Annotated in this window: 30 protein-coding genes and 1 tRNA gene; 12 read left to right on the plus strand and 19 right to left on the minus strand. The window is 63.6% G+C overall.

Translation table 11 applies throughout. The features are described 5' to 3' along the window. Positions 1-57 precede the first annotated feature (57 nt). The 6 genes from fabI to BW990_RS11100 all read left to right on the plus strand — a co-directional run bounded on the left by fabI (position 58) and on the right by BW990_RS11100 (position 6,043). Entirely contained in the window at positions 58-864 is an 807-nt protein-coding gene (fabI, locus tag BW990_RS11075; protein ID WP_076448102.1) for an enoyl-ACP reductase FabI, read from the plus strand. A 4-nt stretch (positions 865-868) separates the two neighbouring features. Further along, positions 869-1,471: a LysE family translocator gene (locus BW990_RS11080; protein ID WP_076448103.1), complete on the plus strand. Its 603-nt coding sequence runs from the start codon at positions 869-871 to the stop codon at positions 1,469-1,471. A gap of 12 nt (positions 1,472-1,483) precedes the next feature. Then, positions 1,484-1,987 carry a xanthine phosphoribosyltransferase gene (gpt, locus tag BW990_RS11085; protein WP_076448104.1) on the plus strand — a complete coding sequence of 168 codons (504 nt, stop codon included), beginning with the start codon at positions 1,484-1,486 and terminating at the stop codon, positions 1,985-1,987. A gap of 90 nt (positions 1,988-2,077) precedes the next feature. Beyond that, on the plus strand, positions 2,078-3,925 hold the full coding sequence (locus tag BW990_RS11090; protein WP_076448105.1) for a peptidylprolyl isomerase: 1,848 nt from the start codon (positions 2,078-2,080) through the stop codon (positions 3,923-3,925). 7 nt (positions 3,926-3,932) lie between these two features. Next, on the plus strand, positions 3,933-5,447 hold the full coding sequence (trpE, locus tag BW990_RS11095; protein WP_076448106.1) for an anthranilate synthase component I: 1,515 nt from the start codon (positions 3,933-3,935) through the stop codon (positions 5,445-5,447). A 254-nt stretch (positions 5,448-5,701) separates the two neighbouring features. Further along, positions 5,702-6,043 (plus strand): c-type cytochrome, encoded by a 342-nt coding sequence (locus tag BW990_RS11100; RefSeq protein ID WP_083950564.1) that lies wholly within the window; start codon positions 5,702-5,704, stop codon positions 6,041-6,043. Positions 6,044-6,272: 229 nt separating this feature from the next. On the opposite strand, the gene BW990_RS11105 is transcribed toward BW990_RS11100, so the two are convergent. Beyond that, positions 6,273-6,683: a SufE family protein gene (locus tag BW990_RS11105; protein ID WP_076448108.1), complete on the minus strand. Its 411-nt coding sequence runs from the start codon at positions 6,681-6,683 to the stop codon at positions 6,273-6,275. Between the two features lie 147 nt (positions 6,684-6,830). Here BW990_RS11105 and BW990_RS11110 point away from each other — a divergent pair, with 147 nt between their 5' ends. After that, positions 6,831-7,346 carry a hypothetical protein gene (locus tag BW990_RS11110; RefSeq protein ID WP_083950565.1) on the plus strand — a complete coding sequence of 172 codons (516 nt, stop codon included), beginning with the start codon at positions 6,831-6,833 and terminating at the stop codon, positions 7,344-7,346. 94 nt (positions 7,347-7,440) lie between these two features. Here the strand turns inward: BW990_RS11110 and rnd are convergent, their stop codons facing one another. From rnd to purM, 3 genes are all read right to left on the minus strand, one after another. Continuing rightward, the gene (gene rnd / locus BW990_RS11115; protein ID WP_076448109.1) at positions 7,441-8,604 is read right to left on the minus strand and encodes a ribonuclease D; all 1,164 of its coding nucleotides are present in this window, start codon (positions 8,602-8,604) and stop codon (positions 7,441-7,443) included. A gap of 109 nt (positions 8,605-8,713) precedes the next feature. Continuing rightward, a complete protein-coding gene (gene purN / locus BW990_RS11120) occupies positions 8,714-9,301 on the minus strand; it encodes a phosphoribosylglycinamide formyltransferase (RefSeq protein ID WP_076448110.1) in 588 nt (195 codons plus the stop codon). Next, positions 9,298-10,344, minus strand: a complete 1,047-nt coding sequence (gene purM / locus BW990_RS11125; RefSeq protein WP_076448111.1) for a phosphoribosylformylglycinamidine cyclo-ligase — start codon at positions 10,342-10,344, stop codon at positions 9,298-9,300. The genes purN and purM overlap by 4 nt, the downstream gene beginning before the upstream one ends. Positions 10,345-10,455: 111 nt before the next feature. On the opposite strand from purM, the gene BW990_RS11130 reads away from it, so the two are divergent. Beyond that, positions 10,456-10,532 (plus strand) — tRNA-Ile (locus tag BW990_RS11130). A 176-nt stretch (positions 10,533-10,708) separates the two neighbouring features. Continuing rightward, complete coding sequence (locus BW990_RS11135; RefSeq protein ID WP_076448112.1) at positions 10,709-11,923, plus strand: tyrosine-type recombinase/integrase; 1,215 nt, start codon at positions 10,709-10,711, stop codon at positions 11,921-11,923. 69 nt (positions 11,924-11,992) lie between these two features. Here the strand turns inward: BW990_RS11135 and BW990_RS11140 are convergent, their stop codons facing one another. The 8 genes from BW990_RS11140 to BW990_RS11175 form a co-directional block, all read right to left on the minus strand. After that, the gene (locus BW990_RS11140) at positions 11,993-12,289 is read right to left on the minus strand and encodes an STAS-like domain-containing protein (RefSeq protein WP_076448113.1); all 297 of its coding nucleotides are present in this window, start codon (positions 12,287-12,289) and stop codon (positions 11,993-11,995) included. After that, positions 12,283-13,161, minus strand: a complete 879-nt coding sequence (locus BW990_RS11145) for an ATP-binding protein (protein WP_076448114.1) — start codon at positions 13,159-13,161, stop codon at positions 12,283-12,285. The genes BW990_RS11140 and BW990_RS11145 overlap by 7 nt, the downstream gene beginning before the upstream one ends. A gap of 968 nt (positions 13,162-14,129) precedes the next feature. Further along, on the minus strand, positions 14,130-14,573 hold the full coding sequence (locus tag BW990_RS22255; RefSeq protein ID WP_234990223.1) for a DUF4386 domain-containing protein: 444 nt from the start codon (positions 14,571-14,573) through the stop codon (positions 14,130-14,132). A 270-nt stretch (positions 14,574-14,843) separates the two neighbouring features. Beyond that, the gene (locus BW990_RS11155) at positions 14,844-15,089 is read right to left on the minus strand and encodes a DUF2798 domain-containing protein (protein WP_076448115.1); all 246 of its coding nucleotides are present in this window, start codon (positions 15,087-15,089) and stop codon (positions 14,844-14,846) included. A 1-nt stretch (position 15,090) separates the two neighbouring features. Continuing rightward, positions 15,091-15,702, minus strand: a complete 612-nt coding sequence (locus BW990_RS11160) for an NADPH-dependent FMN reductase (protein ID WP_200798042.1) — start codon at positions 15,700-15,702, stop codon at positions 15,091-15,093. Between the two features lie 26 nt (positions 15,703-15,728). Beyond that, positions 15,729-16,337, minus strand: coding sequence for an isochorismatase family protein (locus BW990_RS11165; RefSeq protein WP_234990224.1), 609 nt, complete (start codon positions 16,335-16,337; stop codon positions 15,729-15,731). Between the two features lie 86 nt (positions 16,338-16,423). Beyond that, the gene (locus BW990_RS11170; RefSeq protein WP_083950566.1) at positions 16,424-16,681 is read right to left on the minus strand and encodes a pirin-like C-terminal cupin domain-containing protein; all 258 of its coding nucleotides are present in this window, start codon (positions 16,679-16,681) and stop codon (positions 16,424-16,426) included. A gap of 204 nt (positions 16,682-16,885) precedes the next feature. Continuing rightward, complete coding sequence (locus tag BW990_RS11175) at positions 16,886-17,290, minus strand: pirin family protein (protein ID WP_076448117.1); 405 nt, start codon at positions 17,288-17,290, stop codon at positions 16,886-16,888. A gap of 118 nt (positions 17,291-17,408) precedes the next feature. Here BW990_RS11175 and BW990_RS11180 point away from each other — a divergent pair, with 118 nt between their 5' ends. Continuing rightward, entirely contained in the window at positions 17,409-18,323 is a 915-nt protein-coding gene (locus BW990_RS11180) for a LysR substrate-binding domain-containing protein (RefSeq protein ID WP_076448118.1), read from the plus strand. Positions 18,324-18,528: 205 nt separating this feature from the next. On the opposite strand, the gene BW990_RS11185 is transcribed toward BW990_RS11180, so the two are convergent. From BW990_RS11185 to BW990_RS11215, 7 genes are all read right to left on the minus strand, one after another. Next, the gene (locus tag BW990_RS11185) at positions 18,529-18,867 is read right to left on the minus strand and encodes a RidA family protein (protein WP_076448119.1); all 339 of its coding nucleotides are present in this window, start codon (positions 18,865-18,867) and stop codon (positions 18,529-18,531) included. 9 nt (positions 18,868-18,876) lie between these two features. Continuing rightward, on the minus strand, positions 18,877-20,271 hold the full coding sequence (locus BW990_RS11190) for an FAD/NAD(P)-dependent oxidoreductase (protein ID WP_076448167.1): 1,395 nt from the start codon (positions 20,269-20,271) through the stop codon (positions 18,877-18,879). Continuing rightward, positions 20,258-20,578, minus strand: coding sequence for a (2Fe-2S)-binding protein (locus BW990_RS11195; protein ID WP_076448120.1), 321 nt, complete (start codon positions 20,576-20,578; stop codon positions 20,258-20,260). The genes BW990_RS11190 and BW990_RS11195 overlap by 14 nt, the downstream gene beginning before the upstream one ends. Further along, complete coding sequence (locus tag BW990_RS11200) at positions 20,553-21,653, minus strand: NAD(P)/FAD-dependent oxidoreductase (RefSeq protein WP_076448121.1); 1,101 nt, start codon at positions 21,651-21,653, stop codon at positions 20,553-20,555. The genes BW990_RS11195 and BW990_RS11200 overlap by 26 nt, the downstream gene beginning before the upstream one ends. Positions 21,654-21,717: 64 nt before the next feature. Next, positions 21,718-22,716: a TRAP transporter substrate-binding protein DctP gene (gene dctP / locus BW990_RS11205; RefSeq protein ID WP_076448122.1), complete on the minus strand. Its 999-nt coding sequence runs from the start codon at positions 22,714-22,716 to the stop codon at positions 21,718-21,720. Between the two features lie 37 nt (positions 22,717-22,753). Further along, the gene (locus BW990_RS11210) at positions 22,754-24,064 is read right to left on the minus strand and encodes a TRAP transporter large permease (protein WP_076448123.1); all 1,311 of its coding nucleotides are present in this window, start codon (positions 24,062-24,064) and stop codon (positions 22,754-22,756) included. Further along, the gene (locus tag BW990_RS11215) at positions 24,061-24,531 is read right to left on the minus strand and encodes a TRAP transporter small permease (protein ID WP_076448124.1); all 471 of its coding nucleotides are present in this window, start codon (positions 24,529-24,531) and stop codon (positions 24,061-24,063) included. The genes BW990_RS11210 and BW990_RS11215 overlap by 4 nt, the downstream gene beginning before the upstream one ends. A gap of 111 nt (positions 24,532-24,642) precedes the next feature. Between BW990_RS11215 and BW990_RS11220 the strand changes: the two genes are divergently transcribed. After that, positions 24,643-25,578, plus strand: a complete 936-nt coding sequence (locus BW990_RS11220) for a LysR family transcriptional regulator (protein ID WP_076448125.1) — start codon at positions 24,643-24,645, stop codon at positions 25,576-25,578. 284 nt (positions 25,579-25,862) lie between these two features. Then, positions 25,863-26,096 carry a hypothetical protein gene (locus BW990_RS21340; protein ID WP_143526155.1) on the plus strand — a complete coding sequence of 78 codons (234 nt, stop codon included), beginning with the start codon at positions 25,863-25,865 and terminating at the stop codon, positions 26,094-26,096. Positions 26,097-26,105: the final 9 nt, after the last annotated feature.

Consider the following 26,105-nt stretch of genomic DNA (forward strand, 5'->3'; position numbering starts at 1 on the left):
TGGCCCCTGCCCGGTCACTTAAAGGACATCAGGACAGATGTTGGGTGGAGACGGGCGATGTCAAACTCTCTTATGGCGGGCAAGCGCGGGCTGATCATGGGCCTCGCGAACGACAAGTCGATCGCATGGGGCATCGCGAAGGCCTGCGCGGATGCGGGGGCGGAGCTGGCCTTCTCCTATCAGGGCGACGCGCTGAAAAAGCGCGTGGGGCCGCTGGCGGAAAGTCTCGGCTCGGATATCGTGCTGCCCTGCGACGTGGGCGACGAGGCCTCGATCGACGCGCTTTTCGACGGGCTCAAGGAAAAGTGGGACCGCCTCGATTTCGTCGTCCATGCGATCGGCTATTCCGACAAGACGCAATTGCGCGGCCGTTACGTGGACACAACGCGCGACAATTTCACCATGACGATGGATATCTCGGTCTATTCCTTCACCAGCGTGATGCAGCGCGCCGAGAAGTTGATGACCGAGGGCGGATCCGCGGTGACGCTGACCTATTACGGAGCGGAACGGATCATGCCGCATTACAACGTGATGGGTGTCGCGAAAGCCGCGCTGGAGGCCTCCGTGCGGTACCTCGCCGAGGATCTGGGCAAGGACGGCATCCGCGTGAACGCGATCTCGGCGGGTCCGATCAAGACGCTCGCGGCCTCGGGGATCGGCGATTTCCGCTACATCATGAAGTGGAACGAGTACAATTCGCCCCTGCGCCGCAATGTCACGATCCAGGACGTGGGCAATTCCGCGCTTTACCTCTTGTCCGATCTCGGCGCGGGCGTGACCGGCGAGACGCATCACGTCGATGCGGGCTACCATGTCGTCGGCATGAAGGCCGTCGACGCCCCCGATATCACCAAGGGCTGAGCCGATGGAGGTCGCCCACCTCATCGCCTTCAACCTGACGCTTCTGGCGGCGATGGCCGCGCCGGGCCCGGCGCTTCTGTTCGCGCTGCGCCAGTCGATTGCGGGCGGATTCCGGGCGGGATTTGCCACGGGGTTGGGCCTTGCGGTGGCGGCGGTGTTCTGGACGTCCCTCGCGCTAGCCGGTCTCGAGGCGGTCTTCGTGGTGGTGCCCGCGGCCTATCTGGTCCTGAAGATCGGCGGCGCGCTCTACCTGCTTTACGTGGCCTACACGCTTTGGCGCGATGCGCAAAAGCCGCTTGCGGAGACGGCCCATCCGGGCCGGCGCGCGTTTCTGGGCGGCATGCTCGTGAACCTCTCCAATCCGAAATCGGTGCTGTTCGCCGCCTCGGTCCTCGTGGTGATCTTTCCCGCGGGCCTCAGCGTCACCGAGAAAGCGCTGATCCTCGCCAACCATTTTGCCGTGGAGGTCGTGGTCTACGGCCTCTTCGCCGCCCTGCTCGCCACGCCGCCCGCCCGCGCGGGTTATCTGCGCCTGAAGGCCGCGATCGACCGCATCGCCGCGGCGGTGCTCGGTGCGCTCGGCCTGCGCCTTCTGCTCGACCGATAGGAATTCGCTGTCATGACCGATCTTCTGCCGCATGAAAAAGGCTTCCATGTCAGCTGGGACCAGCTGCACCGCGACGCGCGCGCGCTGTCTTGGCGGCTGCAATCGAACGTGCCCGAAGGCGGCTGGCGCGCCGTCGTGGCGATCACCCGAGGCGGCATGGCCCCGGCGATGATCGTCGCGCGCGAGCTCGACATCCGCACCGTCGACACGATCAGCGTGAAAAGCTACGACCACCAGACCCAGTCCGAACCGCGCATCATCAAGAGCCCGGACATGGACGTGGTGGGCGACGGCAGCGGCATCCTGATCGTCGACGACCTCGTGGATACCGGCCGCACGCTGGAAGTGGTGCGCCGCGCGATGCCGAAGGCGCATGTGGCCACGGTCTATGCCAAGCCCAAGGGCCGGCCCATGGTCGACACCTTCATCACCGAAGTGAGCCAGGACACCTGGATCTTCTTTCCCTGGGACATGGCGCTGCAATACGTCAAACCGTTCCACGGCGCCGACGACTGAGGCTGCAACGCGGCCCTGCCCTTGCGGGGTCGGGGCCTCTCGCCTAGACGTGTGTCCGACCCTGTTTTCCGCATCCATCGAGGAGCCCGCATGGCACTCAAGGCTGGCCGTATTTCGAAGTTCTTCCTGTGGATCCTGATGGGCCTGCTGCTCGTCGGTCTTGCCGGGTTCGGCGCCGTGAATCTGTCGGGCACCGCCCGCAGTGTGGCCGCGGTGGGCGACAAGGAGGTCAGCGTCGACGCGTATGCCCGCGCCGTCCAGCAGGAGCTGCGCGCGCTGCAGGCGCAGCGCGGGGCGGCGGTCTCCTTCTCGGAGGCGCGGCAGGCCGGGCTCGACACGCAGGTGCTCTCGCAGCTCGTGCTGACCCGGGCGCTCGATTACGAGGCGGCGCGGCTCGGCATCTCCGTCGAGGATTCGGCGGTCGCGGCGGAGCTTGCGCAGGTCGGCGCGTTCCAGGGACCGAACGGCCAGTTCAGCCGGGACGCCTATGCCTTCGCGCTCGACAATGCGGGCATGACCGAGGGCGAGTTCGAGGCCGATCTGCGCGACGAGACCGCGCGCACGGTCTTTCAGGGCGGCGTCTTCTCGGGCCTGACCATGCCCGCCGCCTACACCGACGCGATCATCGCCTATGCGGGCGAGACGCGCGACCTGACCTATGCGGTGCTGACCGCCGCCGATCTGGAGGCCGGCATCGACAGCCCCACCGAGGACGATCTGCGCGCCTTCTACGACGAGAATATCGACCGCTACACCATCCCCGAGACCAAGCGCGTGACCTATGCCTGGGTCACGCCGGACATGATCCTCGACAGCCTCGAGGTGCCCGAAGAGACCCTGCGTGAGGCCTATGAGGAGCAATCCTCGCAGTTCAACATGCCCGAGCGGCGGCTGGTCGAGCGGCTGGTCTTCTCGGGCGCGGCGGCGGCCGAGGAGGCCGCGGCGCGGATCGCCTCGGGCGAGATCAGCTTCGAGGCGCTGGTCGCCGAGCGCGGCCTCTCCCTGTCCGACACCGATCTGGGCGCGGTGTCGCGCGACGATCTGGGTGACGCGGCCGAGGCCGTCTTCGCCGCCGAGACGGGCAGCGTGGCGGGCCCCGCCCCCACCGGCCTCGGCCCCGCGCTCTTCCGCGTCAATGCCGAGCTTTCGGCGGTGGAGACCTCCTTCGAAGAGGCGGTGCCGATGCTGCGCGACACGCTCGTCCTCGACCGCGCGCGCCGGGTGCTGGCGGCACAGGCGGAAAGCTTCGACAACGAGCTTGCGGGCGGAGCGACGCTCGAGGAACTGGCGCAGACAACCGACATGACGCTGGGCGAGATCGCCTGGACCCGCGACAGCGACAGCGGCATCGCCGCCTATCCCGCCTTCAACCGCGCCGTGCGCGCGGCCGAGGAAGGCGATTACCCGGAGGTCGTCGAGCTGGGCGATGGCGGCATGTTCGCCCTGCGCGTCGACGGCATCGACCCGCCCGCCCCGGCCCCGTTCGAGACGGTCGAGGCCGAGGTCGCCGCCGCCTGGGAAGAGGCGCGCATCACCGAGGCGCTGCTCGTACAGGCAGAAGCGCATGCCGAGGCGCTCAGCCAAGGTGCGAGCTTTGCGGATCGCAACCTGCCCGCCACCACCATCGCCGGTGTGGAGCGCACCACCCCGCAGGACCGCCTGCCCCGCGGCGCCATCGCCGACGCCTTCGACGCCGAGGCCGGCACGGCCATCGCCGTCGCGGGCAGCGACCGGGTCGCGGTGATCCGCGTCGATGCGGTAACCCCCGCCGATACCGAGAGCGAGGCCGCAAGGTCGCTTGCCGAGCAGCTGTCGCAACAGGCCGAGGCGGCCCTGGCCGACGATCTGTTCCGGGCGCTGGCCGCCGATATCCAGACCCGCGCGGGCGTCACGGTGAACCAGGACGCGCTCAACGCCGTCAATTCCTCGCTCCAGTGATCCGCGCATGGCCGAACTGACCCCTTCCTTCGCGGATTTCGAGGCCGCCTACGATGCCGGCCGCAACCAGGTGGTCTTCGCCCGGCTCGCCGCCGATCTCGATACACCGGTCTCGCTGATGCTGAAGCTTACGGGCGCCGCGAGCGACGCCTTCATGCTGGAATCGGTCACCGGCGGCGAGGTGCGCGGGCGCTATTCCATCATCGGCATGAAGCCCGACGTGGTCTGGCAATGCCACGGCGACGCGGCGCGGGTGAACCGGCGGGCGCGCTTCGACGCGCAGGCCTTCGAGCCGATGGATGCCGACCCGCTGACCGCGCTTCGCGCCATCCTCGAGGAAAGCCGCATCGACCTGCCGGAGGGCCTGCCGCAGGCCTCGGCGGGGCTTTTCGGCTATCTCGGCTATGACATGATCCGCCTCGTGGAACATCTGCCGGACGTCAATCCCGATCCGCTGGGCCTGCCCGACGCGACGCTGATCCGGCCCTCGGTGGTGGCGGTGCTCGACGGTGTGAAGGGCGAGGTGATCGTGGTCTCGCCCGCCTGGGTGTCGTCCGGGCAATCGGCGCGCGCGGCCTATGCGCAGGCCGCCGAACGGGTGATGGATGCGGTCCGCGATCTCGAACGCGCGCTGCCGCAGCAGGCCCGCATGCTGGGCGAGGCCGCGGAGCTGGGCGCGCCGGTGTCGAACTTCACCCATGAGGGCTACAAGGCCGCGGTCGAGCAGGCCAAGGAATATATCCGCGCGGGCGATATCTTCCAGGTGGTGCCGTCGCAGCGCTGGACGCAGGATTTCCCGCTGCCGCCCTTCGCGCTCTACCGCTCGCTCCGGCGCACGAACCCCTCGCCCTTCATGTTCTATTTCAACTTCGGCGGCTTCCAGGTGATCGGCGCCAGCCCCGAGATCCTCGTGCGGGTCTTCGGGCGCGAAGTGACGATCCGGCCCATCGCGGGCACGCGCCCGCGCGGCGCGACGCCCGCCGAGGACGACGCCAACGAAGCCGACCTGCTGGCCGATCCCAAGGAGCTGGCCGAGCACCTGATGCTCCTGGATCTGGGGCGCAACGATACCGGGCGGGTGTCGAAGATCGGCACGGTGCACCCCACCGAGCAATTCGTGATCGAGCGCTACAGCCACGTCATGCATATCGTCTCGAACGTGGTGGGCGAGCTCAGCGAGGATCACGACGCGCTCTCGGCGCTTCTGGCGGGCCTGCCCGCGGGCACCGTGTCGGGCGCGCCCAAGGTCCGCGCGATGCAGATCATCGACGAGCTCGAGCCCGAAAAGCGCGGCATCTATGGCGGCGGCGTCGGCTATTTCTCGGCCGGTGGCGACATGGACATGTGCATCGCGCTGCGCACCGCGGTGGTGAAGGACGAGAAGCTCTATATCCAGGCGGGCGGCGGCGTCGTCTATGACAGCGACCCCGAAGCGGAGTACCAGGAGACGGTGCACAAATCGAACGCGATCCGCCGGGCCGCGGCGGATGCGGCGCGCTTTACCGGCAAGGGCAACGGCTAGGCCGCGGGGCGGACGCCCTCGGGTCGCAGCACTCCCCCCTTGGACCGCAGGCGATCGGCCGCGCGCCGCCGCACCGGCGTGCATCCGGGCAAGCGATTGATCTCGCTCAAGAGCGCAGCTGCCCTTGCATGCCAGACTTCCTTCCGGGTGCCCCGGATCGGGCCGCCCGTTCTCAACGAGGGAGGTTCATCGTGACGAGGAAGTTCACACGTGCCGCGCTTGCCGCAGCCGCATTCTGTCTGGCCACGCAAGCCATGGCGCAGGACAGCGACCACGGCGAGGCATTGTATACGCAGTTCTGCGCCACCTGCCACGGGGCGGAAGCCATGGGCGACGGTCCCCTGACCGATCTTCTGACCACCGAAGTGCCCGATCTGCACGGGCTGTCGGCGCGCAATGACGGCGTCTTCCCGATGCTCGAGGTGATCCACATCATCGACGGGCGGACCGGCGTGCGCGCCCATGGCGGGCCGATGCCGGTCTATGGCGATGTCTTCAGCCGGAACGGCCGCGGCGACATGGATTACGGCAGCGTGCTGGAAACGCGCGGCAAGATCCTCTCGCTCGCCTATTATCTCGAGAGCATCCAGGACTGATCGGTTCGGGATGCCTCTCGGGATGCGCCGGGCGGTTAACCCCATTGCCGTCCGGCGTTCCCCCGGGATCGTGACCCCGCGGGAAAAACCGCGCGACGCCGCCCGATCTTCCTCTTTCGAGGAAAACGTGAAAAACCGACCGGGGCTTTTCCCCTAGGGAAAGCCCCGGTCATGACATGCCTGCGCGGGCCACCGCGCAGCCCGCCGGATCGCCGGTCCGGGCGCTCGATCAGGCCGCTTCGACCGCCTGGGTGCGAATCCGCTCGATCATCGCGCGCAAGCCGTTCGACCGCTGCGCCGAGAGGTGATCGTTGAGCCCCAGCCGGCCAAGCTCGGCCCGCGCATCGACTTTGGCGACCTCGCCCAGGGGCAGCCCGTCATAGAGCTTGCGCAGCACCGCGATCAACCCGCGCACGATCATCGCGTCGCTGTCGCCGCGGAAATGGAAGCGCCCCGCCTCGATGCGCGGATGCAGCCAGACCTGGCTCGCGCAGCCATCGACCTTGGTCGCGGGCACCTTCAGCGCCTCGTCCAGCGGCTCCATGTCCCGGCCCATCTCGATCACCAGTCGGTAGCGGTCTTCCCAATCGTCGAGGAAGGCGAAATCCTCGACCACCTCTTCGAATTCCGGCTGTGCCATACACGATCCCCGTCATTTGCTCAGTCCCTGAGGTAAGGACGCCCGGGCCCCGCGTCCAGTCCCCGAGGGCGGGCGGATGGGCTTTTCAGAGGCCGATCAATCGGCTAGTTGAAGGGAAACGCTTCGCGGGGAAGCGGGAGGGGCCGGATGTCGATCAGAATACCGCTCGTGATCTGTCTTGCCGCGGGGCTGGCATTGCCGGGCTGCGCGACACGGCTCAATCCGTTCAACTGGTTCGGCAATTCGCAGCCCGCCCCGGTCGCCGCAGAGGCGGGCAGCGCGGCGGAGGTGAACCCGCTGATCCCCGAACGCCGGCGCGGCGTAAGCTTCCTGCGCAACAGCGACGAGGAGGTCTACCAGGGCCGTCCCATCGCCGAGATCGCCGAATTGGCCATCCTGCGCCGCCCCGGCGGGGCCATCGTGACCGCGGTGGGCCTCGCGCCCACGCCCGGACGCTTCGAGGCGCGGCTGACGCCGGTGGAAATCGACGACAATGCGCGGCTGGTCTACACGTTGGAGGCCCGGCTGGCCCCCGGCCCCGCGGGCACCGGCCCCGATGCGCGCAGCGTTTCGGTTGCGGTCTATCTCACCGATCAGGAACTGTCGGGCATCCGCGAGATCGAGGTGCGCGGCGCGGGCAATGCGCTGGTCTCCCGCCGCTGAGGCGCATTGCCTGCGCGGCGCTTGATCCTCGAGTCCCATGTCCGCAAGCCCCTTGTGGGGCGCCCGTCGAAAGTCAGACCGTCTGGCGCATCTCCTAGAGCTCGATCACCGCGACCTTGCTGCCATCGGCGGCCAGCGCGATCCGCCCCTCGCAGAGCCGCAGCGCATCCTCGCCGAAGACCTCGCGGCGCCAGCCCTTCAGCGCCGGCACGTCGCGGTCCCCGCTGGCCAGCGCGTCGAGGTCGGCACTGGGTGCGATGAGCTTCGGCGCCACGCCTGAGCTTTCGGTCCGCGCCTTCAACAGCACGCGCAGGAGATCGGCCAGCGCCGGGTTCACCTGCCCCTTGTCGGGCCCGCCCTCGATCTTCGGCAGATCGTCCTTGTCCATGGCCTGCCCGCGCGCCACCGCATCGAGGATGCCTTGCGCGATTTCGCCCTTGCGCGCCTCGCGCAGCAACAGGCGCGACCGGCCCAGATCCTCGGCGCTTGCGGGTTTGGTCGAGGCCAGTTCCACCAGCGCGTCGTCCTTGAACACCCGGTTGCGCGGCACGTTGCGCGCCTGGGCGTAGGTTTCGCGGAAGGCCGCGAGCTCGCGCAGGATGGCAAGGAAGCGCGGGCTGGCATTGCGGGTCTTCACCCGGCGCCAGGCATCTTCGGGATGGGTGACATAGGTGGCGGGATCGCCCAGCAGCGCCAATTCCTCGGCAACCCAGCGGTGCCGCCCGGTATCGCGCAGCTTCTTCTCGAGAAACTCATAGATCTTGCGCAGATGGGTCACATCCGCCAGCGCATAGACCTTCTGCGCCTCGGTGAGCGGGCGGCGCGACCAGTCGGTGAAGCGCGAGGACTTGTCGAGGCTCGCGCGCGCGATGCGCTTGACCAGCGTCTCGTAGCCCACCTGTTCGCCGAAGCCGCAGACCATCGCCGCCACCTGCGTGTCGAAGAGGGGCTCGGGGATGACGCCGAACTCGATCGAGAAGATCTCCAGATCCTGCCGCGCGGCGTGGAACACCTTCACGACCGAGGTGTCGCGAAAAAGCGCCACCAGCGGGTCGAGCGACAGATCGGGCGACAGCGGATCGACGAGTACCGCATCGCCATCGGCGTCATCCGCGGGCGGCAGGGCCAGCTGGACGAGGCAGAGTTTGGAATAATAGGTCCGCTCGCGGAGGAATTCGGTATCGACCGTCACATAGGGCGCCTCATGGGCGCGGGCGCAAAACGCGGCAAGCTCTTCGGTCCGGGTGATCGTCTGCATACGGCTCTTTCAAGGGATATGTCGTCCGGGCACCCTACCCGATCGCGCGGGGCATGCAATGGAGTGCGGCGGTGCGATCCGGGGCGTGCGACCGGGGGCGGTCGGGGCGTCAGAGATCGACGCGGCTGCGGTCGCCGGCGGCAAAGCGGCGCAGGCAGGCGGGATAGAGGCGGTGCTCCTGCTCCAGCACCTTCGCGGCCAGCGTCTCGGCGGTATCGCCGGGCTGGATGGGCACGCGGGCCTGTCCCAGGATCGGGCCGTCATCAAGCGCGGGTGTGACCTCGTGCACGGTGCAGCCATGCTCCCTGTCGCCCGCTTCGATGGCGCGGGCATGGGTGTGCAGCCCACGATATTTCGGCAGCAGCGAGGGATGGATATTGAGCATCCGGCCCTGCCAGCGCGACACGAAGCCCTCGGTGAGAACCCGCATGAATCCCGCGAGGCACAGGATGTCGGGGCGGGCCTGCATCAGCCGGTCGTGCAGCACGTCCTCGAAAGCCGCGCGGTCGCCCTTGAACGGACGGTGATCGACGTGATCCGCCTCGATCCCGAGGCCGCGCGCCTTGTCGAGCCCGCCCGCATCGGCGCTGTTGGCCAGCACCAGGACTGGCCGGGCCGGATGATCGCCTTTCATGCTTTCAGCCAGCGCCACCATGTTCGAGCCGCCGCCGGAGATCAGCACCGCGACACGCTTCATGCAAGATCGCCCGCATAGCGCACGCCCGGCGCGCCGCCGACGCGGCCGATCACGGTGACCCGTTCGCCCGCATCGCTGAGCCCGTCGACGATGGCGTCCGCGCGGTCGGCGGCCACGACGAGCACCATGCCGATGCCGCAATTGAAGGTCTTCAGCATCTCCGCCGCCTCGAGCGCGCCCTGCGCCTGCAGCCAGCCGAAGACCGGCGGCAGGTCCCAGGCCCCGAGGTCGATCTCGGCGCCGAGGCTCGGCGGCAGCACGCGCGGCAGGTTCTCGGTCAGCCCGCCGCCGGTGATATGGGCCAGCGCATGCACCCCGCCCGCGCGGATCGCGCCCAGGCAGGGCGTCACGTAGAGCCTTGTGGGCGACAAGAGCGCGCCGCCGAGCGTGCCCTCGCCCCAGGGGCAGCGTGCGTCCCAGCCGAGGCCCGAGCGTTCCACGAGCTTGCGCACGAGGCTGTAGCCGTTGGAATGCACGCCGTTCGAGGCGAGGCCCAGCAAGACATCGCCTTCGCCCACATCCGCGGGCAGCGCCGCGCCGCGTTCCATCGCACCCACGGCAAATCCCGCGAGGTCGAAATCGCCCGGCGGATACATGCCCGGCATCTCGGCGGTCTCGCCGCCGATGAGCGCGGTATTGGCGGCCTCGCAGCCCTCGGCAATGCCTTCGATCACCGCCGCGGCGGCGTCGAGCTCGAGCTTACCGGTCGCGAAATAGTCGAGGAAGAACAAGGGTTCCGCCCCCTGGCAGACGAGGTCGTTCACGCACATCGCGACCAGGTCGATGCCGACGCTGTCGTAATGGCCGGTATCGATGGCGATGCGCAGCTTGGTGCCCACCCCGTCGGTCGCGGCCACCAGCACCGGATCGCTGTAGCCCGCCGCCTTGAGGTCGAAGAGCGCCCCGAAGCCGCCGAGCCCGGACATCGTGCCCGCGCGATCGGTGCGCTTCGCGGCGGGCTTGATCCGCTCCACGAGCGCATTGCCCGCATCGATGTCAACGCCCGCATCGGCATAGGTGATCGGGGGTTTGCCTTGGCTCATGATGGCTCTCCGCTGGGCATGACAGGTCCGGGGACGCGATAGCCCATCGTACCACGCCCTGCAACGACGCGCTTGACCCGGATGGACGGTCTGCTACTCCGGGGTCCGCTGGGGCCTGTAGCTCAATTGGTTAGAGCAGAGCGCTCATAACGCTTTGGTTGCGGGTTCGAGTCCTGCCGGGCCTACCAGCTGTGCCACCAACTGCTCTACGATAATAATTTTTACTGTTATTTCAATTGCTTACAATTGCCGACTCCGCGGGGCATCTATAGAACTCTAAACCCATGCCACCATTTTGTGCCACCTATTGGCGCACTGTGCCACCTGGGCTATAAAGGGAGATCACCATCAACGTGTGCGTCTCATGCCCCTTACCCAGCTCGAATGCGTAAACGCTAAGCCTACAAAGAAACGATATGAACGGGCCGACCGAAACGGCTTGTCTTTCGTGGTATGGCCCAACGGTAAGAGAAGGTGGTGTTATCGCTATCGGCTGCAGGGCCAGCAGAAGAGATTTTGGCTGGGTGACTTCCCGACAGTCGGACTAACGGAAGCGCGCGCGCTGGCAGACGCAGCTGCACTAGCCGTTAAGGGGAACCACAACCCCGCAAGTGTAGATCTCACTGAACTCGGACCAGACAACTTCCAGACTGTAGCGAAGGCATGGTTTGACAATCAAAAGCACGGGTGGAGCCAAGCTTACGCTACGCGGGTCTGGTCTCGCATAGACGCTGATTTAAACAGCCAATTCGGCACACGGCCAATAGTTGGGATAACTCGCAAAGATGTTCTTGAGGCACTGCGCGCCATAGAAGAACGCGGAGCAGTCGACATGGCAAAGCGCGTCAAACAATATGCAGAGAATATTTTTATGTATGCGATGAATGAAGAAATAATCGACGGGAATCCCGCATCTGGACTAGAAAAGAGTTTAAAAAAGAATCCTCCAGTAAAACATCATGCCAAGCTCAAAGCCGACGAGCTGCCCACGTTCTTTTCTAGGCTCCACGAATACGAAGGAGAGTGCGATACCCGAATTGCTTTGAAACTCATCATGCACACTATACTGAGGACTAGTGAACTTTTAGGCATAAAAAAAGAGGATATAGACCTAGAAAATCGCTTGCTGAGGTTACCAGCTGCTCGGATGAAGATGGCGCGCGACCATTTGGTTCCACTTACAAACAGTACCGCATCACAGTTTCAGATTCTAATAGATAGAAGCGATGGTGGGCGGCTTTTCTCGATGAGCTCAAACACCATGATTTATAGCCTTTACAGAATGGGTTACCACTCAAGAGCTACGGTACATGGTTTCCGCGGGACAGCCTCAACAATTCTTAATGAGTCAGGCCTATGGCGCCCTAACGCAATCGAACGACAGTTGGCTCATGTTAGTCAAAATACAGTGCGAAATGCGTATAATCACGCTGAGTATCTTCCGGAACGCCGAAAAATGATGAGTTGGTATTCAAACTTCTTGGATCGGTGCGAATATCAAGGCAAGTTACTCTTAGAGAGCAACCATCAAACTTTGGATTCTGATTTTGAGGACCTAACGGGCGGACTTCTTGACTAACGACTTATTGGAAGCCAACAGAAAAAACCTCAGCAAAGCGTAAATCTTAAAATTGAAGGAATAATGTTGCTAAGCCGCCAGCCTCATACGTTTGCTTTCCTTCAACATCCGATCACGAAGCATACTAGCTACCTGCCGATTTGCATTGATAACACTCATTCGAGCTTTGACCTCCGAAAAGGAAAACTCAGTCAGCAAAGGCACGAAAGCTGTGTTTACAAAAGATGAAGTTACATTTGGGATGTCGATAAAGTCGACCGTAAAGGCTACATTCATACGTAAGCTATCGCGAAGCTTCGAGTAAACCTCGGCTCCCTGTGAGGACGTGTCACAGCTCGAAACAATTTGTTTGACGACAATCACCATTCGAACTCTCCTCCCTCGTCCTCAAACTCGCTAAATTTGTCCGTGTTGAAGCTCATCTGGATCAGCGTCCCAGGACAGTACCCTGAGTATCTGTATGGCACTTTCGTGACGGAATTTCCATTTTTTTCGATCCGAACACCCCCGCCAGACGACTGGCATGACAGTACGCCCCCGAGATTTTGAACCACATGCACCTGCAGGTAGTACAACCCAACCCCTTGATTTGTTTCTAAACTTTTTGAGGTAAAGCCATCTTCAAATGCGAGTGATATCGCTTCCTCGTCAGTCAAGTTTTCCCTGACGCGGCCTACCGTCGCTGGTATACCAGAGCCGAAGTCTGCTAAGCACATTTCGAGCCTATGCTCCTGCGGGTACCATTGAGCAAAAATACTCCCGACATCGAGTTCAGTATGGTCGGAGATGTTGTTAAAAAGTTCTGAAATGCATGTCCGAAACTCAGCCATCTGCTCCACTGGCACCCCAGAGCAGGCGGACAGCCATGGTACTAGGGTAAACCCGATCCATCCGTGCGAATCTTGATGGCGAACCTCCATGAGGGGCTGCGTAGTCTGCCGTGTCGCGCAGTCATCTCTCAGTGTCCGCCCAAGATGTTGCTGAAAGAACTGTGAGTCATCCAAGAACCTGATCGCATCACTGCGTTTGTTCATTCCGATGTAGCGAACCGTACATCCATGTCTAACCAAGAACCGTGTGAGATTGCTCAAAAACACAATTCCAGACGGGCGCGCAAACCTCAGCCCGGAAAAGTCGAACTCGACTTCGTCTGGAATTGACTCAAAGCGTCCGAAACTAACTTCAACTTGTTGAAACAGTTCTTCTGCACGGAACTGCCTAGGCAAAATCACACGCAAAGCGCTACTCCTTTGACTTTTTTACAAATTATCGGTCGACCGCTTCAAAACACCGCTCGAAAGAACTGTCTACCACCTCAAATCCGCAGGAAATACTGCCTTGTCCGGCCCCGAACATCCTAGTGCAGCACAGAATTTCGCTTGCCGATATCTGCCATAAGTTATTGTTTTTAAATTTATTTTCCTCTTTACCTCGGAAGAAGCTTTCTGATCGCAGCAGTCATCGCGACCGGTCACTGCACTTTTTATTTAAGCGCACAAAGAGCGATTCAACCCAGGCTCCCAGAAGACTGCGTTCCAAACTTGGACGTTTGGGTAGACTTTGCAGTTTGTCCCATACTGTAACATTCTGACCCAGCTTGCGTGCCCAAAAATCGTTGCCTAAGGACACCTAAGTCATTGATTTTTATATGGGTTGTTGCTGCTGCCGGGCCTACCAGCATTCATTGGCTTTTGCGGGCCTAGGCGGCCCTTTTACGGCTCGCTGTCAGTTGGACCTGTCACGCTTTCGTGCCGTTCCAGTTTCTCAGTTCAGCGCCCTGCCGGGCGCAGGCCCGCATGATCGCGGCTCCGATGCCGTGCCCTGCCCCGGCCATAATGCAGGTCTTGGTGTTCAGTCGGAGCAAGATGTTTCTTTCCGTAAAGGGCATGGTCAGCCGGCGGCACCATCAAATTGGCGATGTCAGCAGGCAGCCCATTCAAGGGCAAGCAATGCAGGGATGTTGCAAGGCAACGCGATATTTTAAGCGACGTTGATCCGGCAACGTAACGCCTTGCCTTGGAGACAAGTCATTGAGCTTGGCGAAGGCGGACTTAGGTTGACCCCTTCTGTTCGAATCAAAGCCTGCGGCGTGTGGAGCCCCGCGCCGATCTGCAGGCCGACCGCCTGCGTCAAGCGCCCCGTACCCGCCCTTGCCGCGTCCAACCTGAGAGCAGGACAAGGCAGAACGCGACTTCGGCGAGGATGGTCACACCATAGGCGGGGTGAAGGCGTCGAACAGGAGAGGCGCGAAGAACCGCAGCGAACTGCCAACGAGGTAGACGATCCCCGTCGCAGCGATCCCGGCCCCAATAATGCGTGGGAACAGGCCCGAGACCCAGATCAGGACGCCGGTCAGCAGGCTGTTGATCGCGAAGAATAAGAGTCCAAGGTCGTAGCCATGGGCATGCAGGTTCAACGCGTGAAGGGCCATCGCATTTGCCCCCGGGGTGGCAAGGCCGGGCGCGCCCGTGATCAGGAGAAGCGCGGATTGCATGTGCATTAGGTTCATGGCGATCATCACGGACTGGATCAGCCTGAACACCATCGCAGCGAGCGCCAGGACTGGCGCGACCGGGCGGAAGATGACGTAAAGCAGGATGGCCAGCGCCGCATCCGCTGCCGCCATCACGATATCCGCCGCGATGGCCATTCGGAACGTGCCAAGTTCATTCCGAATGGCGCTCGCGGTGGCGGTTGGATCGCCCATTCGACAAGTGGGCCGCGGAGCAGGATTTCAGCACTGATGCCGCAGGCGATAATCACCAGGTAGAGCAGTCCGGCGAGGCGGAGGGTGGCGGGGGATCCTGTGGAATACGTCATGTTCGGGTTTCCTTTTTGGGCCATTGACAGGCCGATTGGGCCGGCGGCTTGCACCGCATCAAGTCCGGAAAGGCTGTGCCTCCTTTCCGAACTTGAACGATCATGGCCAGGCGCTTGCTGCCTTGTCGGCCAGCTTGCCTGAGAAGGCGCGGAGCTTGCCCCCAAGTAGCATGTCCAGAGAGAACGCGATCGGCAGGGCGACCAGGATGCTCTGTCCCCAGACGTCTAGCCACGTCCATGAGATCCCGAACTCGAGGAAGCTGAACACGTCTGACAATGCCATCGACATGAATGACGACATAACCAAAGAGCTTGAAAGCCGCTGCACATGCTTGCGATTTATCATGTCAGGCCACCTCTCGAACGGTCAGGGCCTTGGCGGCGGCGGTCAGGTCTGCCAGCGCGCTCGCTTCCGTTATGCGCCCGGTCTCGGCATCGAACACGTCGTAGAAGTTGGCAACGGAAACGGCCGCCTTCAGGTCCACCCCGAAGAAGCGAGCCGAGCCTTTCGCGGATGCCAGCACGCTGCCCGCGCCCCCGGGACCCGGCGAGGTCGCGAGGAAGACAGTCGGCTTGTCCTGGAACACCTTCTGATTGATCCGGCTCGCCCAGTCGAAGAGGTTCTTGTAGGCGGCGGAATAGGATCCGTTGTGTTCCGCGAAGGAAACAATCACCGCGTCGGCGGCACCGATCTTCTTGAAGAACGCCTTGGCCGCAGCCGGTTGGCCAATCTCCTTCTCGAGATCTTCGCTGAAGATCGACAAATCGTAGTCGCCCAGGTCCAGGACCTCGATCTCGGCCCTGGGGACCAGTGTCGCGGTAAACCGCGCCAGGGCTTTGTTGATGGATGTCCTGCTGTTGCTTGCTCCAAATTTAGGATTTTCATGGGGTTTCTCCCGTCTGTTTGAAATGGCTTTCGAGGGTTGGATCTGATCGAGGCGGAGGCCCCTGCGTTCCACATGAGGAGACGCCGCCTTGACCGTGATCAGGCCGCCTTGTCGGCGGGCACCGCGCTGGCCCGGACCTGTCCGACCAGCATCGCCCAGTTCATGTCGAGGGCGCCGTAGACCTCGCCGGCGACCGCGCGGGCATTGTCGGCCAGGATCTCGACCATCAGACTTGCACCGTCGGCGACAACCACGCCGGCCTGCGACAGGCGCAGCAGCCCGGTTTCGCGCTTGGTCTGGTTGAACGTGCCCGATGCGTCCATGGCCACATAGGCGTTGTAGCCCTTGCGTTGCGCGGTCATCGCCGGGAAGGCGGTGCAGACCTCGAGCGAGACGCCGGCGAAGATCAGGTTCTGCTTGCCCGTCGCCTCGATCGCCGCGGCCACGCGCGGGTCATCCCACGCGTTGACCGAGGTGCGGTCGATAAACGCGTTGTCGGGAAGCGCTTCGACCAGCTCGGGAAAGGCGGGCCCCAAGAGCGTCTCGGCCGAGGTGGTGGTGGTGACGATCGGCAGACCCAATGCCTTGGCGGCCTTGGCCAACCCGACGACGTTGTGCTTGAGCTCAGCGACCGGATAGTCTCGCACGCCGGTCATCAGGCCGACCTGGTGGTCGACCAGGACGAGCGCGGTGTTGTCCTGGGTCATGAATTCGGGATTGATATAGGTCATCTTGATTTCCTGATTCTCTTGAGTGGGTTGGTTGGAGTTTCGGTTCAGGGTGAAAGGGGCGCTCAGTCGATGCTGCCCAATTTGCCGGCAGCGTGGGCGGCGATGACGGCCTCCAATTGATCCGCGTCATGCATCTCGAACGGGCCCTTCTGCACGAAGGGTTCGCGAAAGGGCGTGCCGCCCAAGAGGACGGCCTGACCGAATGTGTCGCTCATCAGGCGGATCTCCTCGGCACCGTGCGTGGCCAGCGCTGCTTCGCGGCTCAGCCGGTGGCGAGTTCCGTCGAGCTCGACCTCGACCTCACCGCGGATGAGATGCAGCCAGGTTGCGTCTCAGGGCACAGCACGATGGGTGAACTGGCCTCCCGCCTGCAGCGCAATATCGAGAATGGTGAAGGACATGGCGGGCGGGGTGGCACCGACGACGCCGTTGCTTCGGCCGGTCATCACCCGCACCCGATGGCCCGGGCCTTGGATAACCGGCGTCTCGGTGGCGGCGACATGGCGCGCACTGGGTGCGTCCAGCTACTGGGCCGCCGGCAGGTTCACGAAGATCTGCAGGGCGTGGGTTTGTGATCCGGGGGTCGGCGCCTCGTCATGCACCGCGCCGCGGGCGGTCGTCAGCCAGTAGAGATCGCCTGGGGCGAGTTCGATGTCGTTCCCCAGCGAGTCCCTGTTCCGAAAGCTACCGGTGCTGTCCGCGAAGAGTACGCTGACCGCCGAGATCCCGGCATGCGCGTGGGGTGAAAAGGTCGGCTCGGTCATGGTGAAGTGATCGACCATGATCAGCGGGTCCATCAGACCGTCGAGCTGGCGGTGGACGAAGCTGAGTGCCTCGAAGCCCGTGCCGCGGGTCATTGTCTCCCCGTGTTGGACCGCAGCGATCGCGGCGCGGGGCGCGTGGGTTCGAGGTCTGTGTTGCATAGTCATATTCGCCTCCTGTGCTGAATATGAACCTACGGATGGGACGAGGTGCGGAGAACACGTTGATTTCAGAACCCTTCGTTCTGTATTTAGAACGACAGAAGCAAGCGAGATCGGCGGTACCATGGACCTCAATCACGCCTACTACCTCGTGCATGTCGTTGAGAAGCAGGGGTTCTCGGCGGCAGCTCGGACGCTGGGCATTCCCAAATCGCGCATCAGTCGGCAGGTGAAGACCCTCGAAGAGACCCTTGGCACCCGCCTCCTGAACCGGGATTCACGACACATGTCGCTGACGGAGGCGGGCGAGGCCTATTATCGTCACGCCAAGATGGCTCTGGAATGTATGGTGGCCGCCGAGAAGGCCGTGCGCAAAGACAAGCACGCGCTGGAGGGCACCGTTACCCTGTCCTGTTCGGTCGGAGTTGCGCAATTCGCGCTCAGCCGGATCCTGCCGCGATTCCTGGCCGGGAACCCGCGCGTCGTCCTGCGCCTTCATGCCTCGAACGACTATTCCGACATGATCGGCGATGGCATCGACCTGGCCATCCGGGGCCATGCCAAGTTGCTGCCCGACTCCGGCCTGATCCAGCGGCGCATCACGGATGTCCCGCGGCACCTGTTTGGTTCACCCGGCCTCGCGAAACACCTCGGGGCCTCTGCATCACCGAGCGACCTCGATGGCCAGCCCGGTCTTGCGCTTGGCTGGCGCCCCGGAAGCAGCACCTGGTCGTTGCAGGGAGCTGGTGGAAGCACCGCCTCGGTTCAATACGCCGTACGCATGCGCTGCGATGATATGGTTTCCTTGAAGGAGGCGGCCGCGGCGGGGCTCGGCGTGGTGGCCCTGCCCGCCTATGTCTGCGCCGCGGATGTCGCGGCAGGGCGGCTGAGCCGCCTGCTTCCGGACTGGACCGCTGGGTTTCCGGAAATCAGCCTTTTGATGCACGAGCGACGAGGAAACCCGCCTCAAGTCGACGCATTCGCCGCCTTTCTGCGCCGCGAATTGCCGGATGTCATGAACTGTGGCGGCAGCGGGTAGAGAACCGGCCTTTCAAACCAAGGTCGGTTAGTGTCACCGACTTCTCGCTGGTCAGTGCGCTGTGTCAGGGCGGTGGACTTGCACGTCGCACCCATCCTCCGGGCGCGGTGGGACAAAGTGGCGCGATATCTGCTGGAAATGCGCCTCGGTGACGGCGAACCGCCATTCGCGGGCCTCACCATGCCGTCCATCCACGGTGACATTCTCAGCAAGCGGCGGTCACAATGATCTCGACCTTCAATTCGGGGCGGGCGAGAGCCGCTTCGCCGCAGGCCCGCGCCGGCGCGTGGCCCTCGGGCACCCAGGCGTCCCAGACAGCGTTCATCTCAGCGAAATCAGCCATGTCGGCGAGCCAGATCACCGCTTGAAGCATCTGTTTCCGCGATGAGCCGGCCTTGGTCAGAAGTGCATCCATCCGCGACAAGCAATCGCGGGTCTGGTCGGCCACATTGGCCCCCTCCCCGACCTGGCCGCAGAGATACGCCACGCCGTTATGCTTGACGATCTTGCTCATCCGCTGGCCGGTATCGATCCGTTCAATCATGTTCCTCTCCTATTCCGCGGCGTCCTGCGCGATTTCGTCCATGGCGGCAAGCTCGCCCAGCGTCACCGGTTTGAGCGGCGCTCGAATGCGGAAATATCCTGTCGCATCGGGGCTCTGTCCATTCGCCTCCGCGAGAAGTGCCGTCACCGTCAGACCGCAATACCGGCCCTGGCACGGCCCCATGCCGGAGCGACCGAAGGCCTTGGCCTGATTGGGGCCGCGGCATCCCAGACGGGCATATCCGCGGATATCGCCCGCCGTCACCTCTTCGCAGCGGCAAATGACCGTCGCATCGGCCGGCGCGAGGGCCTCGGCGAAGGGCGGATAGGCTCGGTCGAGGAACGGGCGCGCGGCCATCTCGCGCGCGGCCGCTGCGCGCAGCCGTGCCGCCTGACGGTCCCGCGCCTCGATCGCGATGCGGCCCGCATCCTGCGCCACTTTCAGCGCCGCGATTTCCCCGGCGATCTCGGCGGCTTTGGCTCCGCCGATCCCGGTCCCGTCCCCCGCGATGAAGACACCCGGGACATCGCTTTCGCCCCAGCTGTTCACCTTCGGGACGAAACAGGCCTGCGCCGCGTCCCATCCATGGCTGACGCCGATGGAGCGGGCCGCCTGCGTGTTGGGCACCACGCCGTGATGCAGAAAGACCGTCCGGCAGGAGAGCCGATGTGCGCGCCCTTTCAGGGTGAAGGTAACAGCATCGGCCCGGTCGGTGCCCTCGATGGCGATGTCCGTCGCGCCGGTATAGCGCGGCACGCGCGCACGGGTGATCTCGGCCAGCATGCGCAAGCCCTTGGCGAAGTAGGGCCAGCCGCGCATCGCCCCGCCAATATGACGGGCGGCGCGCATCAGGTCATGCGCGCTTTGAGTCTCGACCATCGCGCGGGGCGGCGTACCGGCCCGCACCATCTGGGCCGCGATCAGGTAAAGAAGCGGACCGGAGCCCACGAGAACCGCATCGCGGGCCAGAACCCCCGACTGCTTGAGCAGGATCTGCCCGGCTCCGGCGGTCATGACGCCCGGCAGGGTCCAGCCGGGTACCGGCATGGGTCGCTCCAACGCGCCCGTGGCCAGCAGGATGCGATCCGCGGCGATCTGGGCGCCGCGTCCCTCCTTGGTGTAGGAGATGCGAAATCCGTCCTCGATCGCCCAGACGACGGCGCCGGGGATGTGATCGACCCCCGCGTCGCGCAGCCCTTCCGTCAGCGTCGTGCCATGGGCGTAGTCCGCGCCGAGGATATCCCCGCGCAAAGGCGCGACACGGTCCACATCGCGGTAGATCTGCCCGCCGGGCTGCGGTTGTTCATCGAGGATCGCGACGCCGAGGCCCAACTTCGCGGCCTTGGCCGCGGCCGCCATACCGGCAGGGCCCGCGCCGATGACGACAAGATCACGCGGGCTCATCATCGCCTCCATATGCGGCGGTGCGGCCTTGGGGGCGGGTGATCTGCAAGCCATGGGCGACCTGCATCATGCAGGCTTGCCGCGCGACCCCGTCGATCTCCACGAGACAATCGAAACAGGCACCCATCATGCAAAACGGGCCACGCGGCGCGCCGGACACGGGCGTCTGGCGGAACACATCCACGCCCGCCGCCAGCAGGGCCGCGGCGAGGTTGGCGCCATCGGGCAGGTCAATGGGCGTGCCATCAAGGACGACCGGGACGCGCGGCGTGCCTTCCATCTCAAGAAACGGCAAATCTTGCTTCACTGAACACCTCCAAATCGGGCGCGGCGTCGGTGCCTTCGAGCCAGTCAGGCAAGAGGCGTGCATGGGCGGCGGCAAGGGTGATGCCGCTGTGACAGGTGACGAGATAGGCACCCGGCATCTCCGGGCTTTCCTGGTAGATCGGCAGCCCGTCCGGCGAGAGCACCCGCAGCGCGCCCCAGGAGCGCACGAGCTGCGCCTTGGCCAACGCGGGATAGGCGGCGATCGCTTCGGCGGCGAGTCCGGACAGGCCCGGCTGCGTCACGCGGTCGTCGAGGCCGACCTCTTCGTTCGTCGCCCCGATCTGAATGCCGCCCTCGTCGACCTGACGGGCGATCAGGGAGGGACGGTTGATGAGCTTGGGCAGCTTCTCGGTGATCAGAACCTGCCCACGCTGCGGGCGGATGGGCGCCTTGAAGCCCAGCTTCGGACCAAGCTCCGTCGCGCCGAGGCCCGCGGACAGGATGACCTTGCCCGCACGGGTTTCGGTGCCGTCGGCGCAAGCAATAAGAAACGCGTCCGGTTTGGTGACATCGGTGACGGTCTTGCCTGTCAATACGCGCCCACCCATCCGGCGCACATCGGCCGCGAGCGCCCGCAGCAGCTGTAGGGGATTCGCGTGGCCATCCTGATGGTGCAGAATAGCCCCGACGACCTTGGGGCCGATATGCGGCTCTTCCTTGCGCAGGGCGTTGTGGCCGAGCACCTCGAAGGGGTAGTCGCCGTCCAGCTTCGCTTTCAGATCTTCATATTTCTCGACCGTGGCCTGCAGCGTCTCTTCGGAGAAGTGCAGATCGTACCCGCCCTTCTGTTCGAGCGGGACGGCTTGCCCGGTATTGTGCCCCAGCTCCTCGGCGAACTCGGCCCAGATCGCGGCGGATTGCTGGGACCACCGAGCGTAGCGCGGCTGTTCCATTCCCTTGGACTGGACCCAGACCAGTCCGAAATTGCCCCGGCTTGCACGGAACGCGCCATCGTCACCGTCGAGAACCGTCACCGTGCGACCGCGCTTCAGCAGGCCCCAGGCGACCGAGAGGCCGACAACTCCGCCCCCGATGATGGCATAATCGGTTTCCATTGCGTCTTTCCGTGGCTGAAGGGTCAAGGCAGGGCGGCCAGGCCGCCCTGCCCCGTGATGCGGATCAGCTGCCTCCGGCGGCCACCCTGTCGAGGATCGACTGGCCCCACTCAGCGCCGACATCTTCCAGCACCGCAGGCCAGACATCCGCGCGCACCTTGGCGGCCATCGCGGACAGATCTTCCTCGCTCAGCTCGACCAGTGTCGCGCCAAGCTCGTCCACGAGACGCTGCTCGTTTCGGCCCTGATCGGCTTCGGCAACCTCCCAGCGGGTGGCTTCGAAATCCGCGGCTTGCTCGACCAGTGCCGCTTGCTGCTCATCCGACAGACCCGCGAGGCTTTCGTTCGAGATGATCATGTACCAGACTTCGAAATGGGTATTGGCCGGGATGTAGGTGCGCGTCACGTCACGGAAGGAGGCATAGTAGCCCTCCGCGCCGGACCCGATGACCCCATCGACCACGCCGGTCTGCACGGCCGTGAAGGCCTCGGAGAAGGGGATGGGCGACGGGATGTATCCCAAGGCCTCGCCGGTCAGCTGGAAGCTCTTGATGCCGGGCACCCGCACCTTGATGCCGCTCGGCTCGACCGAGCCCGGATTCGGGTGCTCAACGTTCAGGGAGATGCCGCCGAAATAGACCGGATAGGCCGCGAGCATGGTGATGTCCTGCTCGGCGTAGAGCTCGGCCATCACCTCGCGCACGACACCGCCAGGGCCGTAGACCGCGCGGGCCTGGTCCCAGTTGCCCGCAAGATAGGGGAAGGAGGAGATCTGCATCCGCCGGTCGGCGGCGGTTGCGGCAGGCTGGGTCGCCATGTCGATGGCGCCCACGCTGATACGCTCCTGCACGGTGGTATAATCGCCAAGCGCGGAGGCCGGGAACAGGTTGATGGTCACTTCGCCGCCGGTTGCCTCGGACACGGCCTCGGAAAAGGCGCGCAGTTCCACGTCGATGGTGGCGTCCTGCGGGCGCACGTGGCTCATCTTGAGGTCTTGCGCCTCGGCGTAGCTGCCAAGCGCCATCAGCGCTGCCGCAGCCGTCGTCAGGAATACATGTTTCATGGTAAGTCCTCCTTGTTGAATGAAGTTGGTCAGGGGGTCAGGGCGCCACGTCGTAGCCAAAGAAACGCGGCAGGAAGAGAGACAGGTCGGGCCAGAGCGAGGTCAGGAAGACCACCGGCACGTAGCCGAACAGGATGAGCTTCATCGCGGGCGGGATGACCTTGGTCACCTTCACCTTGCCAATCCGCGCGCCCAGATAGAGGATCGAGGCATAGGGCGGCGTCACGCCGCCCATCGCGGTGTTCACGCCCATGATGGCCGCGAACTGGACCGGGCTGACCCCGATCGCGTTCATTAGCGGCAGAAGCAGCGGGGCGATCAGGATGATCGCGGTCACGTCGTTGACGACCATCCCCACGAGAAACAGCAGGATGTTGATCATGATCAGCAGCAGGACCTTGTTCTCGGTAATCGAGAAGATGCCCTGTACCAGCTGCTGCGGGATGCTTTCATAGACGAACATCTGGCTGAGGATCATGGAGAACAGTATCATCATCATGATCGCGCCGACCGCGGTGGCCGCCTCGCGGCCGGCGGACAGGAAATTCTCGAGCCGGAGGCCCTTGTAGATGAGAAAGCCCACCGGCACGGCGTAGATGACCGCGACGGCCGCGGCCTCGGTCGGGGTCATTACGCCGCCATAGATCCCGCCCAGGATGATCACCGGCATCAGAAGCGCGGGAAAGGCGTGGATGCCGCGGCGCGCGACTTCGCCGCTCAGCTCGGAAAAGGTCGGCTTGTCGTCCAGCACGAGGTTGAACTTGCGGGACATCACGAGGTTGATCACCGAGAAGGCGACCATGATCAAGAGGCCTGGCCCGAGCGTTGCGAGGAAGCAGGCCAGGATCGAGGTATCGGTCACCCAGCCATAGACGATCATCGTGACCGATGGCGGAATGAGCAGTCCCAGGATCGACGAATTGGCGATCAGCGCGGTGGCGTATTCCCGCGGATAGCCGCGCTTCTCCATCTCGGGGATCAGCAGCGGGCCGATGGCGGCAATGCCGGTCAGGCCCGAGCCGGAAATCGCCCCGATCACCGCGCAGGACACCGCGGCCACGACGCCGAGACCGCCACGAACATGCCCGATGAACGCATTGACGAAGCGCAGCAGAGATGCCGCGATCCCCGATTCCGACATGATCGTCCCGGCCAGAACGAAGAGCGGAATGGCCAGCAGAACCGGATTTCCAAGCTGCTGGAAACCCCAGAGCATCATGCCCTTCATCGTCACGTCGCCGATGAAATACATCACCATGAGCGCGGCGCCGAAGCAGTAGGGAAGCGGCACGCCCAGGGTCAGCGTGATGACCAGAAGGGCGATGGCGATGAGCGCGATCTCGATCATGCCAGCTCTCCTTTGCCGAGAGCGCGGATGTGTCGCCAAAGATGCCATGCGGTATAGACCATCATCAGCCCAAGCCCGATGACCAGCGCCACGTCCGAATAGAAGGTCGGGATGTAGAGCGTCGGGCTTTCGCGCCAGACGCGCCAGGCATAGCGGGTGTAGTCCCATGCCCATGTCAGCAGCCACAATCCGACGATCAGGCTGATGATCTCGCCGATGATGGCGAGGATCGTGTGCCCGCGATTGGTCTTGATGAAGATTTCCAGAACGTTGGCGCGGATATGAGTGTTCTCGCGCGACGCGTTGACCGAGCCCAGGATATACAGCCAGAGCGTCGGGTAGAGCATCGTCTCTTCAAGGCCCATCACGGGCACCTGAAGCACGTAGCGCGTGATGACTTGGACGAACTGGCCCAACGCCACGATGCAGATCAACGCCGTCAGCAGGTATTTCGCGAAATGATCCATCGCCCCTCCGGTCCGACCCGTCGAAATGCCGGGATAGCGTCATGAAACTGGACAGGCCTCATAAAATCAATTTGATTATATCTTTAACTCCATCAGTTGAGTTTATACCCCATGCACCTCACCCTTCGGCAATTGGCGACGTTTCGAGAAGTGATGCGGTCCGGCTCCGTGAGCAGTGCCGCGCGCGCGGTCGGGCGGACCCAACCGGCCGTTTCCACGATGGTTCAGACCCTTGAGGAACAGCTTGGTTTCGCGCTTTTCCTGCGCTCCCAGGGCAAGCTCACTCCGACGCCCGAGGCTCGGTTCTTTCTGGAAGAATGCGAAGAGATCCTGACCAGGGTCGAACGCACCGAGCGCACCTTGCAAAGCATCAGCACGCTTCAATCCGGCAAGTTACAGATCGCCTGTCACCCGGCGGCCTCCAGCGTGTTCCTGCCGCGTCTGCTGACGCGGTTTCTCGAAGGCCGGGACGATCTGGACGTGTCCCTGATCATGCGATCCTCGGACGTGATCGAGGATCAGATCGCCTCGCAGCAATTCGACGTCGGGTTCTCGGAAACGCCCGAACCGCGCGCCTCCATCCGGCAGATCGACTACAACCTGGAATGCGTCTGTGTGTTGTCGCCTGATGATCCGCTCGCCAAGGCCCGGACCATCACGCCGCACGATCTTGACGGTCGACCGATGGCCGTGCTGTTCGACGAACACCAAACTGCGGTGCAGACCGAAGCCGCCTTCCGGGCCGCGGGCTGCCGCTTCAACAGACGGCTGGAACTCCGAACTTTTCTGCCTGGTCTTCAATTCGTGGCGTCCGGCGTCTGCACCATGGTCTGCGACATGATCACGGCCTACAGCCACCTTCTTCAGTCGCAAGGCGAACCACGATTGGCCATCCGACGGTTCTGTCCGACGATCACCAACAGCGTCTCCATCCTGACACCCGGCTACGCCCCGCAATCCATCGTGGCGCGCGCTTTCATCGAGGACCTGAAGGTCGCTGTGGAACGCATGAAGAAAGACGTGGAAGAGGTCGTGGCCCGGTCTTAGGTCGATCAGGCATGGCCGCAAAGCGGGGTAAGCTTAAGCAGATTGGAGCCACGCGAGAAGCTGCACCACAAGGGTTAAGATCGGCTTGAACCGGCAGTTGCTTGCATGTGATGCGGGCTTCGTTCGTGACTGCCCTCGGTCGAATGTGAGCATCAGTAAGTGCCGGGGACGGCAGCTCAGATAGCGTTCAAACCGAGAACGAAAAAAGCGGCTGCCGACCAAATCTGCGGTGGTTTGTATTTATTGGGAATCAACGGTCTACCAAGTCATCTAAAGAGGTCCGCTTGCGCGACGGATCGCACTGCGGTTCGAACATGCTGCGTACTCACACGTTCCACCCATTAGAAGGCCGGTGGTCTGCTACATTTCAAAACACGGCCCGTCGAACCTTGCTTCGTGCCGCGCTCAAACAACCGCCGGCACGCAGCATGGCGGAGGCCAAAATAGACACGCTGGTGACATCTCGTGCACAAGTGTTGTTCAATGAATGGTCGAGCATTGCCGGCGCCGCTCTTTGACTTGCAGCT

The organism is Roseivivax lentus (genome assembly GCF_900156805.1).
In the GTDB taxonomy this organism is placed as follows: domain Bacteria; phylum Pseudomonadota; class Alphaproteobacteria; order Rhodobacterales; family Rhodobacteraceae; genus Roseivivax; species Roseivivax lentus.

Bases quoted from the DNA above. Each gene is read 5' to 3' on its own strand.
- fabI (WP_076448102.1), top strand. From the start codon at position 58: ATGTCAAACTCTCTTATGGCGGGCAAGCGCGGGCTGATCATGGGCCTC.
- BW990_RS11080 (WP_076448103.1), top strand. From the start codon at position 869: ATGGAGGTCGCCCACCTCATCGCCTTCAACCTGACGCTTCTGGCGGCG.
- gpt (WP_076448104.1), top strand. From the start codon at position 1,484: ATGACCGATCTTCTGCCGCATGAAAAAGGCTTCCATGTCAGCTGGGAC.
- BW990_RS11090 (WP_076448105.1), top strand. From the start codon at position 2,078: ATGGCACTCAAGGCTGGCCGTATTTCGAAGTTCTTCCTGTGGATCCTG.
- trpE (WP_076448106.1), top strand. From the start codon at position 3,933: ATGGCCGAACTGACCCCTTCCTTCGCGGATTTCGAGGCCGCCTACGAT.
- BW990_RS11100 (WP_083950564.1), top strand. From the start codon at position 5,702: ATGGCGCAGGACAGCGACCACGGCGAGGCATTGTATACGCAGTTCTGC.
- BW990_RS11105 (WP_076448108.1), bottom strand. From the start codon at position 6,683: ATGGCACAGCCGGAATTCGAAGAGGTGGTCGAGGATTTCGCCTTCCTC.
- BW990_RS11110 (WP_083950565.1), top strand. From the start codon at position 6,831: ATGTCGATCAGAATACCGCTCGTGATCTGTCTTGCCGCGGGGCTGGCA.
- rnd (WP_076448109.1), bottom strand. From the start codon at position 8,604: ATGCAGACGATCACCCGGACCGAAGAGCTTGCCGCGTTTTGCGCCCGC.
- purN (WP_076448110.1), bottom strand. From the start codon at position 9,301: ATGAAGCGTGTCGCGGTGCTGATCTCCGGCGGCGGCTCGAACATGGTG.
- purM (WP_076448111.1), bottom strand. From the start codon at position 10,344: ATGAGCCAAGGCAAACCCCCGATCACCTATGCCGATGCGGGCGTTGAC.
- BW990_RS11135 (WP_076448112.1), top strand. From the start codon at position 10,709: ATGCCCCTTACCCAGCTCGAATGCGTAAACGCTAAGCCTACAAAGAAA.
- BW990_RS11140 (WP_076448113.1), bottom strand. From the start codon at position 12,289: ATGGTGATTGTCGTCAAACAAATTGTTTCGAGCTGTGACACGTCCTCA.
- BW990_RS22255 (WP_234990223.1), bottom strand. From the start codon at position 14,573: ATGGCCATCGCGGCGGATATCGTGATGGCGGCAGCGGATGCGGCGCTG.
- BW990_RS11155 (WP_076448115.1), bottom strand. From the start codon at position 15,089: ATGATAAATCGCAAGCATGTGCAGCGGCTTTCAAGCTCTTTGGTTATG.
- BW990_RS11165 (WP_234990224.1), bottom strand. From the start codon at position 16,337: ATGACCCAGGACAACACCGCGCTCGTCCTGGTCGACCACCAGGTCGGC.
- BW990_RS11175 (WP_076448117.1), bottom strand. From the start codon at position 17,290: ATGACTATGCAACACAGACCTCGAACCCACGCGCCCCGCGCCGCGATC.
- BW990_RS11180 (WP_076448118.1), top strand. From the start codon at position 17,409: ATGGACCTCAATCACGCCTACTACCTCGTGCATGTCGTTGAGAAGCAG.
- BW990_RS11185 (WP_076448119.1), bottom strand. From the start codon at position 18,867: ATGATTGAACGGATCGATACCGGCCAGCGGATGAGCAAGATCGTCAAG.
- BW990_RS11190 (WP_076448167.1), bottom strand. From the start codon at position 20,271: ATGAGCCCGCGTGATCTTGTCGTCATCGGCGCGGGCCCTGCCGGTATG.
- BW990_RS11200 (WP_076448121.1), bottom strand. From the start codon at position 21,653: ATGGAAACCGATTATGCCATCATCGGGGGCGGAGTTGTCGGCCTCTCG.
- dctP (WP_076448122.1), bottom strand. From the start codon at position 22,716: ATGAAACATGTATTCCTGACGACGGCTGCGGCAGCGCTGATGGCGCTT.
- BW990_RS11210 (WP_076448123.1), bottom strand. From the start codon at position 24,064: ATGATCGAGATCGCGCTCATCGCCATCGCCCTTCTGGTCATCACGCTG.
- BW990_RS11215 (WP_076448124.1), bottom strand. From the start codon at position 24,531: ATGGATCATTTCGCGAAATACCTGCTGACGGCGTTGATCTGCATCGTG.
- BW990_RS11220 (WP_076448125.1), top strand. From the start codon at position 24,643: ATGCACCTCACCCTTCGGCAATTGGCGACGTTTCGAGAAGTGATGCGG.